At 34.0% G+C, this 13,122-nt stretch carries 12 protein-coding genes; 6 read left to right on the top strand and 6 right to left on the bottom strand.

Annotation, left to right across the window (positions count from 1 at the left end):
• Complete coding sequence (locus tag IPO86_04235) at positions 1–138, bottom strand: hypothetical protein (protein ID MBK9727310.1); 138 nt, start codon at positions 136–138, stop codon at positions 1–3.
• 189 nt (positions 139–327) lie between these two features.
• On the opposite strand from IPO86_04235, the gene IPO86_04230 reads away from it, so the two are divergent.
• The 5 genes from IPO86_04230 (at position 328) to IPO86_04210 (ending at position 9,172) form a co-directional block, all read left to right on the top strand.
• Complete coding sequence (locus tag IPO86_04230) at positions 328–3,399, top strand: DUF2723 domain-containing protein (GenBank protein ID MBK9727309.1); 3,072 nt, start codon at positions 328–330, stop codon at positions 3,397–3,399.
• A gap of 8 nt (positions 3,400–3,407) precedes the next feature.
• A complete protein-coding gene (gene rpiB, locus IPO86_04225; protein ID MBK9727308.1) occupies positions 3,408–3,839 on the top strand; it encodes a ribose 5-phosphate isomerase B in 432 nt (143 codons plus the stop codon).
• Positions 3,836–5,440: a M28 family peptidase gene (locus IPO86_04220; protein ID MBK9727307.1), complete on the top strand. Its 1,605-nt coding sequence runs from the start codon at positions 3,836–3,838 to the stop codon at positions 5,438–5,440. The genes rpiB and IPO86_04220 overlap by 4 nt, the downstream gene beginning before the upstream one ends.
• 177 nt (positions 5,441–5,617) lie before the next feature.
• Entirely contained in the window at positions 5,618–7,111 is a 1,494-nt protein-coding gene (locus IPO86_04215; GenBank protein MBK9727306.1) for a peptide MFS transporter, read from the top strand.
• Positions 7,112–7,153: 42 nt separating this feature from the next.
• Complete coding sequence (locus IPO86_04210) at positions 7,154–9,172, top strand: oligopeptide transporter, OPT family (GenBank protein ID MBK9727305.1); 2,019 nt, start codon at positions 7,154–7,156, stop codon at positions 9,170–9,172.
• Positions 9,173–9,204: 32 nt separating this feature from the next.
• Here the strand turns inward: IPO86_04210 and IPO86_04205 are convergent, their stop codons facing one another.
• From IPO86_04205 to IPO86_04195, 3 genes are read right to left on the bottom strand one after another with little or no spacing between them, the layout of a single operon-like run.
• Positions 9,205–9,798, bottom strand: coding sequence for a DUF4230 domain-containing protein (locus tag IPO86_04205; GenBank protein ID MBK9727304.1), 594 nt, complete (start codon positions 9,796–9,798; stop codon positions 9,205–9,207).
• A gap of 4 nt (positions 9,799–9,802) precedes the next feature.
• Positions 9,803–10,609 carry a DUF3108 domain-containing protein gene (locus IPO86_04200; GenBank protein MBK9727303.1) on the bottom strand — a complete coding sequence of 269 codons (807 nt, stop codon included), beginning with the start codon at positions 10,607–10,609 and terminating at the stop codon, positions 9,803–9,805.
• On the bottom strand, positions 10,606–11,367 hold the full coding sequence (locus IPO86_04195; GenBank protein MBK9727302.1) for a hypothetical protein: 762 nt from the start codon (positions 11,365–11,367) through the stop codon (positions 10,606–10,608). Before IPO86_04195 ends, IPO86_04200 begins: the two co-directional genes overlap by 4 nt.
• 263 nt (positions 11,368–11,630) lie before the next feature.
• On the opposite strand from IPO86_04195, the gene ruvC reads away from it, so the two are divergent.
• Complete coding sequence (gene ruvC, locus IPO86_04190) at positions 11,631–12,185, top strand: crossover junction endodeoxyribonuclease RuvC (GenBank protein ID MBK9727301.1); 555 nt, start codon at positions 11,631–11,633, stop codon at positions 12,183–12,185.
• 55 nt (positions 12,186–12,240) lie between these two features.
• Here the strand turns inward: ruvC and IPO86_04185 are convergent, their stop codons facing one another.
• Together IPO86_04185 and greA are read right to left on the bottom strand one after the other, a co-directional pair.
• The gene (locus IPO86_04185; protein ID MBK9727300.1) at positions 12,241–12,633 is read right to left on the bottom strand and encodes an HIT family protein; all 393 of its coding nucleotides are present in this window, start codon (positions 12,631–12,633) and stop codon (positions 12,241–12,243) included.
• Positions 12,633–13,106, bottom strand: coding sequence for a transcription elongation factor GreA (gene greA, locus IPO86_04180; protein MBK9727299.1), 474 nt, complete (start codon positions 13,104–13,106; stop codon positions 12,633–12,635). Before greA ends, IPO86_04185 begins: the two co-directional genes overlap by 1 nt.
• Between the last annotated feature and the right edge of the window lie 16 nt (positions 13,107–13,122).

Below are 13,122 nucleotides of genomic sequence, written 5' to 3'. Positions count from 1 at the left end.
TTATTTAATTTCTTCATAGTCTGAATATTTATCTTTTTTCTTATTTGGGTTCTTTGGTGAAATAATAATCGTTTTGTCCCTTAAAAAAAGGATGTAAAGTGCATAAATGGCTAATCCAAATATGATAATTCTGATCATACTTTAAAAATTTATAAAAATCCAGTCCTAAAGATAGGTTTAATCATACAAACATAAGCATTAACAACGTTAAGATCGAGTTGGTTTCCTGACCTGAGGAAACTTGTAATTATTGGAATAGATTTCATACTTTTACATGATAATTTAAATTATATTAATTATTTATATCTATAACTTATTGATTATAAAATGAGTACAAAATTTAATAAGACTAATTTAGTTGGTTGGATTGTTTTTATCCTGGTGTTTACAGTATATTACTTTTCTGTAGAACGAAGCGGAAGTTTATGGGACTGTGGTGAATTTGTTCTAGGTGCATATAAATTGCAAGTGGTCCATCCGCCAGGAGCTCCACTATTTTTAATAATTGGTCGATTATTTGCTTGGATTGCCTCTGTCTTTTCAGACAACCCATCCTATATTGCTTTTGGCGTCAATTTAATGTCTGCAGCCTGTTCTGCCTTAGCAGCCACCTTTGTTTGTTGGATTACGATGATGTTTGGTCGTTTGTCAATGTATGGAAGAGATTATCAAAATGAAGGTAATGAAGGTTGGGCAATGTTAGGGTCTGGACTCGTTGCAGGATTATCAACTGGTTTCATTTCTACCACCTGGTTTTCTGCTGTGGAAGGGGAGGTTTACTCAATGTCTACAATGTTTACTACAATGACATTCTGGGCTGCTATGAAATGGTATTATCTTGAAGACAATCCGAAAAATGATAAATGGTTGATCTTCGCCATTTTTGCTACCGGACTTTCAACTGGAGTCCATTTATTAAGTTTACTTGCGTTTCCAACAATAGCCGCTTTATATTATTTTAAACGATATAAAACACATACCTGGTTAGGCATGATAGGAGCCATGTTAGTTGGAGTTCTTGCTATCTTTTTATTCCAAATCCTCATCATTATTGGGATTCCGGATTTATGGAGTTTCTTTGAAAAAATTTGTGTCAATTCCTTTGGTTTGCCCTTCCATACAGGTTTAATTCCAACCTTGATAGTCATCACATTGGCTGGATATTATGGATTGCGTTATTTTAAATCTAAGGGCAATGACCTCATGCATAAAGTGGTATTTACCTTTATCCTTCTTGTCGTTTCCTATTCAACAGTTGGTGTTGTACTCATTCGCGCAATAGCAAAAACTCCAGTGAATATGAATGACCCATATGATGTGATGCGTTTAATTCCTTATTTAAACCGGGAACAATATGGAGATCGGAGTTTATTAAAAGGTCCCCATTTTGATGCACGCCCAATTGATACAAAATCTGAAGACCGTTGGGGACGTGTCGGAAATGAATATAAAGTTGTGGATCAAAAATATGATTATGAATTTCGCGAAAAAGATAAAATATTATTCCCTCGGATAAGTCATAGCGATCAGGGAAGGCCTCAACTTTATCGCACCTGGATGGAATATCTGCAAGGTGGTAAAACGGGTGTTCCGACGATGGCTTTCAATTTAAAATTTATGTGGTCATACCAGTTTGGCTGGATGTATTGGCGTTATTTTATGTGGAATTTTGTTGGTCGACAAAATGCAGAACAGGGATTTTTTCCCTGGATTAATAAAGATGGCCACTGGTATTCAGGTATAAAACCATTCGATAGCGGCCGATTGTATAATCAAGACCATCTTCCTCGGGTGATTCGGGAAGATCAGTCGCGAAACAGTTATTATTTTCTACCATTCATATTAGGTATTCTAGGTGTTGTATTTCATTTCAAAAAGAACCGCAACGATTTCTTAGCTTTAGTTAGTTTTTTTATTTTAACAGGTATTGCGCTTTGCGTTTTTAACAATTCACCACCAAACGAACCGCGGGAACGGGACTATGTTTTGGAAGGTTCCTTTTTGACATTTTGTATGTGGATTGGAATGGGTGTTTTGTTTTTATCAAATTTCTTAACGCAAAGATTCAAACTATCTTCGTCGATATCTGGTATAAGTTCCGCTGCTTTCGGATTAGTTATTCCAATTCTTTTGGTGACTCAAAATTTTGATGATCATAGCAGAATGAAAAGTACTGCTGCCAGAGATTATGCTTCAAATATTTTAGAATCTTGCCAACCCAATTCTATTTTATTTACCTATGGAGATAATGATACTTATCCGGTTTGGTATGCACAAGAAGTAGAAGGAATTCGTCGGGATGTGAGAGTTATAAATTTAAGTTTAATTGCAGTAGATTGGTATATTGAAAATCAAAGACGTAAATTCAATGAATCGGCTGCTGTAAAAATGTCAATACCTCAAGAAAAATTGAGAGGCAGCTTACGCAATCAAATTTTTTATTATAATCCTGAAAACCCGGATGGCACTGGTGCTGATCGCGAAATGAGTGCTACTGAATTTTTAAAATACCTTGGTGAAGATCATCCTGTTGAATCTGGAAATGGACGGAAATTTGAAACGCACATGCCAACAAGAAATGTTTATTTTAGTATTGACAGACAAAAAGCATTTTCAACGGGCCTTTGCAATCCAGCAGATTCAGCCTTTGTGGATAAAATTCCGATTACTATTAATGCAGGATATATTACAAAAGATGATCTGGCAGTAATCGATATTATAAATTCCAATATTTATGATCGCCCAATCTATTTTTCTGTAACCTGCAATGGCGAAAAATTAATGGGATTGGATGATTATACAAATCAAGAAGGTATGGCCCTTCGTGTTGTTCCTATTAAAACGAAAAGTGATCCAAGCTTATATATCTATGGTGCAGGGAGAGCAGATCTTGATAAAACCTATGATATTATTATGAATAAATATCGCTGGGGTAATTTTGATAAAGTACAGCAATTTGTAGATCATAGTTTTGCCCCAAGTATACAAGCTATGCGAATGATTATGATGCGAACTGCTGTAGGTTTACAGGTAATTGGCGACAAGGATCGCGCTATCAAAATAGCCAATAAATATTTTGAAGCATTTCCAAATATGAATTTCCAGTTTGATGTTCGAATTATGCCTTTTATTCAAATTCTTATAGAATCTGGTGATTTAGAATCTGCAAAAAAACAATTGCGTACGCTTGCCACGGAGACTGTTGATATGTTACAATTTTTTGATTCTTTAACGCTTGAAGATTTAAATAAAGGATTCGCACAAGACAAAAGTTTATCGATGTCTGCGGTTCGTGAAATCATAGATCGCAGTAAACTAATAAATGATCCTGCATTTTTAAAGGAAATGGAATCATTACTAAATAAATACAATGCAGCAACTCCAAACCTAATAAATTAAAACTGAGAATGAAAATTTCAATTGGAGCGGATCACGCAGGATTTGAATATAAAAATATAATAAGCAATTATCTTGAAGAGCGTGGTATTGAAGTTACAGATCATGGTAGCTTCAATACAGATTCGGTGGATTATCCAGACTTTATACATCCGGTAGCAAATGACATTTCTGAAAAACAAGTTGATTTTGGTATTGTAATTTGCGGAAGTGGGAATGGCGCCGCAATGACCGCGAATAAACATGCAAAGGTACGTTGCGCGTTGTGTTGGAATGAAGAAATTGCAAGCCTTGCAAGACTTCATAATGATGCAAATATATTAAGTATTCCTTCCCGTTTTGTGAGTGAAGAAACTGCAATTCAAATGGTAGAAACGTTTTTATCTACTCCCTTTGAAGGTGGAAGACATCAAAGAAGAGTCGAAAAAATGAATTTGAAATGAAATCATTCAAATTAATATTCTTTTGTGCATTACTGACACCTGCATTAGCACAAAAAAATTATTTCAGTTCGGTGATTTTTCCGGACACAATTCGAAGTATTGAAAAGGATTCGGCATTTGAATATTCAAAATATATACAAGCCGATAAACTCAAAGAAATCATTGAGTATTTAGCTTCAGATTCTTGCGAAGGCCGCGAATTAGGTAGCAAAGGAAATGAGCGCGCAAGCAATTTTATTGCTGGGCTTTTAAATCAATATAATGTTCAAAAAATTGGCGATTCCAATTCTTATTTTCAAGAGCTCGGATTTAAATGGATCTATTGGGATAAACTTTCATTTAAAATTAATGGCGTTAATTATAAACAATTATGGGATTATCTAATCATTCCTGATCAAAATGATGACCTGGAAATGAATACTTCAGAAGTTCTTTTTCTAGGCTATGGCATTGACGATCCAAAATATAATGACTATAAAAACCTGGATGTTAAAAATAAAGCCATCCTTATTTATAAAGGGGAACCTAAAAATAAAAAAGGAGAATACCTGCTTTCATCAAATTTAAAGCCATCACCATGGTCATCTGATTTACAATTAAAAATTCGTACAGCAAAAAAGCATGGTGCTAAAATAGTATTAGTAATAGAAGATAAATTTAAAGAATTTGTAGATTCTAATCGGTCTTCCGTGGTGTCTCCATCGGTGATTATGGATAAAAATTCAAACGATTTCAGGATTGGAATTAATACCATGCATTTATCCTCTACTACCGTATCCATGTTGCTGGGAAAATCTATTAAAAAAGTAATTAAAGCAAGAGATAAAATCAACCGAACTGGAAAATCAAATAGCTTTATTATCAAAACCAATCTTGAATTTATACAAAAACGAAATGTCCGATCCGAAAAAGGAAGAAACATTCTTGCTTATATTGAAGGTACCGACAAAAAAAATGAGCTGATTATTGTTTCAGCCCACTATGATCATATCGGCAAACGTGGGAACGATGTTTATAATGGTGCTGATGATAATGCATCGGGTACATCGGCTGTAATTGAAATTGCACATACACTACAAAAATTAAAAGAAGCCGGTAAAGGTTCCAGGAGATCCGTTTTATGTATGCTTGTAACAGGTGAAGAAAAAGGATTACTAGGATCTATGTATTATGTGAATCACCCGACATTTCCACTTTCTTCTACGATGGTCGATATTAATGTGGATATGATTGGAAGAACCGATCCAAAATATTTAAAAGATAGCAATTACATCTATGTTATTGGTTCTGATAGATTGAGTTTAGATTTACATAAAATAAATGTCGATGTAAATCAAAAATATTCTCAGCTTAAATTAGATCATACCTATAATAGTGAAACAGATGCAAATCGGTTTTATTATCGTTCGGATCATTACAATTTTGCAGAAAAAGGTATACCAGCTATTTTCTTTTTCAGTGGTGTTCATGAAGATTATCATCGGATCACAGATGATGCTTCAAAAATTCTGTTTGGAAAAACTGAAAAAATAGCCAGACACATCTTTCTGCTAACCTGGTCGCTGGCAAATATTGAATTCAAATTAAGTCCTAATCCTTAAGTTTTACACAATAAAATTCAGAATATTATTTTGAATTTTGTACTACATACAATCGATTTCAAAATATAATTTCTTGTTTTAATTAATTTTAATTAAAAAAATTAAGCTTTAAAGCGAATTAAAAGATTCCGACTATATTTAGGCTTAGAAATTATTCTTTACTAAACGAAAATTTACATGAGCCAACAAACAGGTCATCCAAAAGGACTTTACTTATTGTTTTTTACAGAAATGTGGGAGCGCTTTAGCTATTATGGCATGCGAGCAATCCTTGTGTTATTTCTAACAAAACAGTTGATGATGGATAAAACTATCTCTTCTGGAATTTATGGAAGCTTTACAGGTCTTGTTTATTTAACCCCAATCATTGGTGGATATTTAGCCGATCGATATTGGGGAAACCGGAAATCTATTGTTATCGGTGGATTGGTGATGGCTATGGGGCAATTTATGTTATTCTTTAGCGGTGCAATGACCAGCAATTTTATGATGTATTTAGGTTTGGGATTACTCGTTTTTGGGAATGGATTTTTTAAACCTAACATTTCAACTATGGTGGGTCAGTTATATCCTGAAAATGACAGAAGATTAGATTCTGCATATACTGTTTTTTATATGGGTATTAATTTAGGTGCATTCATTGCTCCTTTATTGTGCGGTTGGCTTGGTGAAAATATTGCTTTTAAATGGGGATTTTTTGCCGCAGGTGTAGGGATGTTAATTAGCGTTGCTTCCTTTCAATGGTTAAAAAATAAATACTTGTTATCACCTACCGGACTTCAGATTGGAGTCGAACCTAATAGAGCAAGATTAAAAGAAGGAGAATCTACGGTAGCTTCTAATTTGGATAATAAACAAATGGCGATTATTACCGCTGGAAGTGCATTATTATTTTTAATTTTTTATAAAATAGTTGGCTTTGATTTTTTCGGAGCTATTATTTTTTCATTTGCAATTAGTATCCCGATTACAATAATATTTGATAAATCTCTAAATACGGTTGAGAAAGAACGAATTTGGGTCATTTTTATTTCCGCTTTTTTTGTTGTCTTTTTTTGGTCTGCATTTGAACAAGCTGGAGCTTCCTTAACCTTTTTTGCGGATGAACAAACGAACCGTACTTTTTTTGGATGGGAAATGCCTGCAAGTTGGTTTCAAAGTTTCAATGCTGCTTTTGTAGTCATTTTTGCTCCTGTATTTTCTGCTATTTGGTTAAAAATGGGCGATAATCAACCTGCATCCATTACCAAACAAGCAATAGGTATTGGTTTACTTGCACTTGGCTATTTATATATTGCATTTGGTGTCAATGGTGTTGATGCAGGTTCTAAAGTTTCAATTATTTGGCTTACTGGTTTATATTTAATCCATACATTCGGAGAATTATGTTTATCACCAATTGGTTTGTCAATGGTGAATAAATTAGCTCCCGCTCGTTTAGCATCTTTATTAATGGGAGTCTGGTTTTTAGCAAATGCTACGGCTAATAAATTTGCAGGTATGTTATCTGCTTTATATCCGGAAGCTGGAAAACCTAAAAATTTTCTCGGTTATGCTATGGAAAATACCTATGATTTCTTTTTACTATTTGTAGTGATGGCAGGCATTGCAGCTATTATTTTATTTATTTTATCTAAAAAACTTCAAAAATTAATGCACGGTATTAAATAAATTTTACGATTTCTTTTCTTCAACAAAACAAAATCACTTCATATGGAACCAACTTCTCCTAAGGAATTTAAACCATATATTGCTCCTGAAATTACCTCCATTGCTGAATTTTCTTTGAAGGCAATTTTACTAGGTATCTTTTTTGGGATCTTATTTGGCGCTGCTACCGTTTATCTTGCCCTGAAAGCAGGATTAACCGTGTCTGCATCAATTCCAATTGCTGTATTAGCTATTTCATTAGGTAGGAAATTTTTTAAAACTACCATTCTTGAAAACAATATTATTCAAACCACCGGTTCTGCTGGAGAATCCATAGCAGCCGGAGTAGTATTTACTTTGCCTGGTTTTTTATTTTTATCAGCAGAAAGTGATGGTGTGAGTTCATTTAATTATTGGACCATTTTTACACTCGCTGTTTTAGGTGGAATTTTAGGTACTTTGATGATGATCCCGCTTAGAAGATCGCTCATTGTTAAAGAACATGGAACTTTACCATATCCGGAAGGTACCGCATGCGCTAGTGTTCTTGTAGCCGGTGAAAAAGGCGGAGATTTTGCAAAAACAGCTTTTATGGGTTTGGGCCTTTCCATTTTATATGCCTTGCTCCAAAAAGTACTTCATCTTATTTCAGAAGTTCCAACGTACGTAACCAGCCTTACAAATAAATATTGGCCAGCAGGAAGAATAAGTGGAGAAATCACACCTGAATATTTAGGTGTAGGCTATATTATTGGTCCTAAAATATCAGGAGTACTCGTTGCTGGTGGGGTTTTGAGTTCGTTTGTTCTAATACCATTACTTGCTACTTTAGTGCCAGGAGATGTAATTTATCAGCAAGTAGTAAAATTAGGTTTTAATCCGGTTCGTTTTGGTTGGGATGAAGCAAGTCATACATTTAGTAATTCAGCAGAAGCAATTTATAGAGTTTATATCCGTCAAATTGGTGCCGGAGCAGTTGCAGCAGGCGGTTTTATTACCTTAATAAAGACGATACCTACCATTATAAGTTCATTTAAAGATTCATTAGGATCTGTTAAATCTGAAGGCGATAAAAGCGTCTTACGTACAGATCGGGATCTCAATATTAAAGTTGTTTTATTCGGAAGTTTAGGTCTGATTTTATTGGTTGCATTATTGCCAATTATACCCGGTCAGGGAATTCTTTCGAAATTAATGGTGGGCGTATTGGTTGTTATTTTTGGTGCCTTCTTTGTTACTGTTTCGTCCAGAATTGTAGGAATCATAGGTTCTTCAAACAATCCAATTTCAGGAATGACCATTGCTACGATTATGGCAACTTGTCTTGTTTTTATTGGTGTTGGATGGAGTGGCAAATTATTTGAACCCATGGCTTTAGTGGTTGGTGGTATGATCTGTATTGCCGCTGCAAATGCAGGAGCAACTTCTCAGGATTTAAAAACTGGATACATTATTGGGGCCACACCGAAATATCAACAATTAGCCTTATTTATTGGAGCCGTTTTCTCGTCCATTGTTATTGGTTGGACTGTAAAATTATTAGATACTCCAGATTCTACTATGATTTCTCAAGGAATTCAACATGCTATTGGAGAAAAATACAATGCCCCACAAGCTACCTTAATGGCTACTTTAATTAAAGGGATACTTTCTTTTAATTTAGATTGGCAATTTGTGATTGCCGGGGTTTTTCTTGCGATCGTTATGGAACTTTGTGGAATTAAAGCATTGTCATTTGCTGTTGGTGCCTATTTGCCATTATCTACTACACTTCCAATATTTGCAGGGGGCGCTGTCAAAGGCATTGTAGATCTATTTAATGCTAAGAAAAATAAAACTGCAGAAGAAGACGAACTCGGCAAAGGTTCCCTTTTTGCAACTGGTTTAGTTGCTGGTGGAGCATTGGCAGGAGTCATTGTCGCTTTGCTAAGTGTAAATGAAGGGATTGCTAACAGTTTGGCAAGTATATCTCTTGAACATGGTATCACCGGTGCCTTTGGTGCAGGGATATATCAATTGATTGGGGTCCTGTTTTTTGCAGCGCTAGCTTTTATTTTATTTAGAATTGCAACAAAAGATTAATATTTTAAAATCTAAATAATTAACAAGTTAGATTATTGATTGAAATATTTATGGGATGGAATTTCTTCCACAATTAATTTCCATCCCATAGAGTTTACGAATTGATCTAAAGTATTCGTCATATCTATTCTCTTTTGATTTGCTCTTGAAAGCAGGTCGCTTTCCATTGCTTTTTTTAATATTAATTGCCTGGCTTGTTCTTGCATTTTAGTAAGCTCTTCCGAACTAAAATAATTGAAACTACCTTGTTGTAAATCGTAATAATCTAGTTTATGATCTATACTTAAAATGACAGGTTGAGAATTAAAAATAAGATGAATCGTTTTGGTTTTTTCTTGTATCTCAATTTTAGCAGAATCCATATTAACTCCGGCTGTTACCTTTGCTTGGACACGTACAATCGCTGATTTTCTAAATGGACTAAGATCGATCCAGGTATAATCTTTGTGTGAATACAATTCATTAAACTGTGCCTCAACATAGACAATTTTAAATACTTCCTTTATTCGTTCTAATAAAACGGTACTCTGATTGGTTTCGTAGTTCGATATCGAACTGAATTTTTTGCATAGATAAAAACCGGATAAAAAAGCAAGTACTACAATTGCTCCATAAATAAATCGCATGAAATTAATTTACCTTGGCTGAAAATGGATATTTTAAATTTGTATAGGATGCTAAGATTCCTTTCACAGAACCCACCACAAGCGGAGACTCAAGCATTACAGGAAGCATATTCGAATCATTAGAGATCCAAAAATTCATTTGAACATCATCCTTAAATACATTTCCGGTAATCACATCCCCAATGGCATGAAAAGCATTATAGGTTCCGCTTTCCTTAACCTTAAACTGATCTTTGTCAGCAACGTATTTCAAGTTTAAATTATACTTTCTATTATCTAAAATTAATTTAAATCCTCGATGCCGTTCTTTTTTAAAATCTTCAATCTTTATATTTCTCAAAAAGTACATACTCGATATCATATCGTAATAATTCCCATCTAAATCAATTTCCTGACTTTTCAATTGATCAAAACGTTTACCAGTATAGCTCGTTGCTTTATGATTTTGATAATCGAATACAATTTTTTCATAATGCCTATAATCACCTTGATGAATATCCCGAATATATAATTTTGGCAGGCCTGTCTTCTTATCGATATAAGAATGATATTTATCTCTTACCTTATAAAACCACTCATAGGAAGCATAAGTCTTGCCCGTCACTTCAATGTGGTAAGCCTCCTGCTCTTCTTTAATTTCAAAGACAATTTCACCAGCTGCAAGCCACACAAAGTTCCAGTTATAAAATATTTTATAGACCAATTTCTCTCCTGGTGTGAAGGCAAAATCAGACTCCACAGGCACACTTCTGAATGACCAAAAGAGGCAACCCGCAAAAAAAAGGAATACGATAGCTATAATTTTTTTCATTTCACTCTTTGAACTACATGATTCAACAAAAAGTAAAAGCCAAACATTGCAGGAATCCCTACATTTAACAAATAAATAAGCCAAGATACCGAAATCGACTGGTTTTGGCTAATTCCAATGTATGAAAAGACCAACACGGCGATTGCAGCACGACTCAAGGTAGAAAGAAAACCAGGCAAATAAATCATACTCACGAGCATTAAAAATATAGCGGCAGCATTAACAGCTACTAAAAAATGAACTTCTGAAACGAATACTAAGGCTACTGCAATTTGCAGCAAATAAACTAAATATCTCAACAGCGACAATCCTGAAATAATAATATAGTCCTTCTTTTTAAAACGCATCAAGGACCATTCCAACTTTGAAATCTCTGGCCATTTAGATTTTAAAAATTGGAGGAATTCTGTCCTTGTCAATAGGTAAAATAATAAATTTAAAAAGAAGAGGATCGCCAAACTGATAGAAAGTCCATTCCATAAAGTGAATGGCTCTAAAATAAAATTAGATAGCATGAAAGGAAATCCTAAAAGCAATCCAAACAATACATTCCAGGTAGTTTGGATTAATGATGAAATGCTACTTAATGCAATCAGATCGGGGATATGTTTTTTATCTTCGAATGTGACTCTTCCAATATAAGATCCTAAGCCAAATGGAATAAACAGTTCAAAGGCAAAGCCTTTACAGATTTTTTGAATACTTTCAATGAAGGTAATTTTATAAGGTAAACAAAACTTGAACTTGAACGATTCCAAGCAAATATTAATTGGCATTAAAAAACAAATGAGACCAAAATAAAAAAAATCATCCCTGCCAAAATGAGTATTCATTTGAACTTGGAAATAATAAATATAAGCGCCCAAAAAAGCGAATAAGCATCCAATAAAATAGCAAACCAACTTCATTCGTTGTTTCAATAAAACCATTTTTGATGCATTCAAATTCATCTATCAAATAATAAGTTATGCTTTCTACACTTTAATCTTCTAAATTTGCAATTCAATATGGTATCCAGAATATGATTAAACCCGAAAGAATATTAGGTATTGACCCTGGAACCAATATCCTTGGATTTGGGATTCTCGAGATCAAAGATAATAAACCTATAGTATTAGATTTGAATGTCATTCATCTAAAAGAATTTGATGACCATCAAAGCAAATTAAAAGAAATATTTTTAAGAGTTCAGGATATTATTGAAACCTATCAACCCCACAGTTTATCTATTGAAAGTCCATTTTTTGGGAAAAATGCGCAAAGCATGCATAAATTAGGTCGTGCCCAGGGTGTTGCTATTGCTGCAGCTATGGTAATGGGTGTTGATATATTTGAATTTTCTCCAAAAAAAATTAAAAAATCAATTACCGGAAATGGCAATGCTACCAAAGAACAAGTTGCATTAATGTTGGGTCAAATCTTAAAATTTAATATCGATATTAAGTATTTTGATGCCACGGATGCTTTGGGAGCTGCATTGTGTTTATATTACCAATCCAATCAATCGGGCAATTTAAAATCAAGTGGAAATAGTTGGAAAAAATTTATCACCGAAAATCCACAGCGTGTAAGTTAAATGCGACAAGTGATCTCCGTTTTTAAATTTACAAATACAAATTTTGTAAACCAGATTAAAGCAATTTTGCAATTGCATTTGCAAGCTCTTGATATTCTTGTTCTGTAAAATGCAAACGCGGCAAGTTGAAATTCAAATCTCCAATAGAATTGATAGGCACTAAATGAATATGTGCATGTGGAACTTCTAACCCAATAATGCTCATCCCGATTTTTGTACATGGCACAACTTTTTTTATTGCTCTTGCGATCTGTTTGGAAAAAATCATCATCTCCGATAATAATTCATCAGGAACATCAAAAATATAATCAATTTCGCTTTTTGGAACAACCAATGCATGGCCTTTTGCCAATGGCTTAATATCTAAAAAAGAAAAGCAAAATTCATTTTCAGCAATCTTGTGTACTGGTAGATCACCATTTATTATTTTTGTAAAGATGCTTGCCATTAAGCAGTAATTTCAAGAATTTCCAAAATCATTTCTCCAGCAGGTGTTTGGATAGCTGCCTTCTCACCTACTTTCTTACCTAATAAACCATGACCAATGGGAGAGGTTACAGAAATGCGATTTGTTTTTATATCTGCTTCTGCTTCAGATACAATTTTATAAGTCATTTCCTTATTGATCTTATGATTTTTTATGCGAACATTTGCCAACATAACCACTTGAGAGGTATCTATATCGTGTTCATCAATAAACCGAACATTCATCAGTTTTTTATCTAACTCATTGATTTTCATTTCCAACATACCCTGCGCATCTTTAGCTGCGTGGTACTCTGCATTCTCTGATAAATCACCTTTTTCACGGGCTTCTGAAATTGCTTTGGCAACTTCTTGTCTGCCCGTAGTTTTCATAGTATCTAGTTCTAATTTTAATCTGTCATAGCCTTCTTGGGTCATGTAATTGTGGCTGCTCATATTATAATATCTTAAT

It is taken from the genome of Saprospiraceae bacterium, from assembly GCA_016717265.1.
In the GTDB taxonomy this organism is placed as follows: domain Bacteria; phylum Bacteroidota; class Bacteroidia; order Chitinophagales; family Saprospiraceae; genus Vicinibacter.
This window is presented reverse-complemented; position numbering and strand designations above follow the sequence as displayed.

What these genes read in the sequence shown, in the direction of transcription:
- IPO86_04215 (MBK9727306.1), top strand. Translation starts at nt 5,618, where the DNA reads ATGAGCCAACAAACAGGTCATCCAAAAGGACTTTACTTATTGTTTTTT.
- IPO86_04230 (MBK9727309.1), top strand. Translation starts at nt 328, where the DNA reads ATGAGTACAAAATTTAATAAGACTAATTTAGTTGGTTGGATTGTTTTT.
- greA (MBK9727299.1), bottom strand. Translation starts at nt 13,106, where the DNA reads ATGAGCAGCCACAATTACATGACCCAAGAAGGCTATGACAGATTAAAA.
- IPO86_04235 (MBK9727310.1), bottom strand. Translation starts at nt 138, where the DNA reads ATGATCAGAATTATCATATTTGGATTAGCCATTTATGCACTTTACATC.
- IPO86_04205 (MBK9727304.1), bottom strand. Translation starts at nt 9,798, where the DNA reads ATGCGATTTATTTATGGAGCAATTGTAGTACTTGCTTTTTTATCCGGT.
- IPO86_04220 (MBK9727307.1), top strand. Translation starts at nt 3,836, where the DNA reads ATGAAATCATTCAAATTAATATTCTTTTGTGCATTACTGACACCTGCA.
- ruvC (MBK9727301.1), top strand. Translation starts at nt 11,631, where the DNA reads ATGATTAAACCCGAAAGAATATTAGGTATTGACCCTGGAACCAATATC.
- IPO86_04185 (MBK9727300.1), bottom strand. Translation starts at nt 12,633, where the DNA reads ATGGCAAGCATCTTTACAAAAATAATAAATGGTGATCTACCAGTACAC.
- IPO86_04200 (MBK9727303.1), bottom strand. Translation starts at nt 10,609, where the DNA reads ATGAAAAAAATTATAGCTATCGTATTCCTTTTTTTTGCGGGTTGCCTC.
- rpiB (MBK9727308.1), top strand. Translation starts at nt 3,408, where the DNA reads ATGAAAATTTCAATTGGAGCGGATCACGCAGGATTTGAATATAAAAAT.
- IPO86_04210 (MBK9727305.1), top strand. Translation starts at nt 7,154, where the DNA reads ATGGAACCAACTTCTCCTAAGGAATTTAAACCATATATTGCTCCTGAA.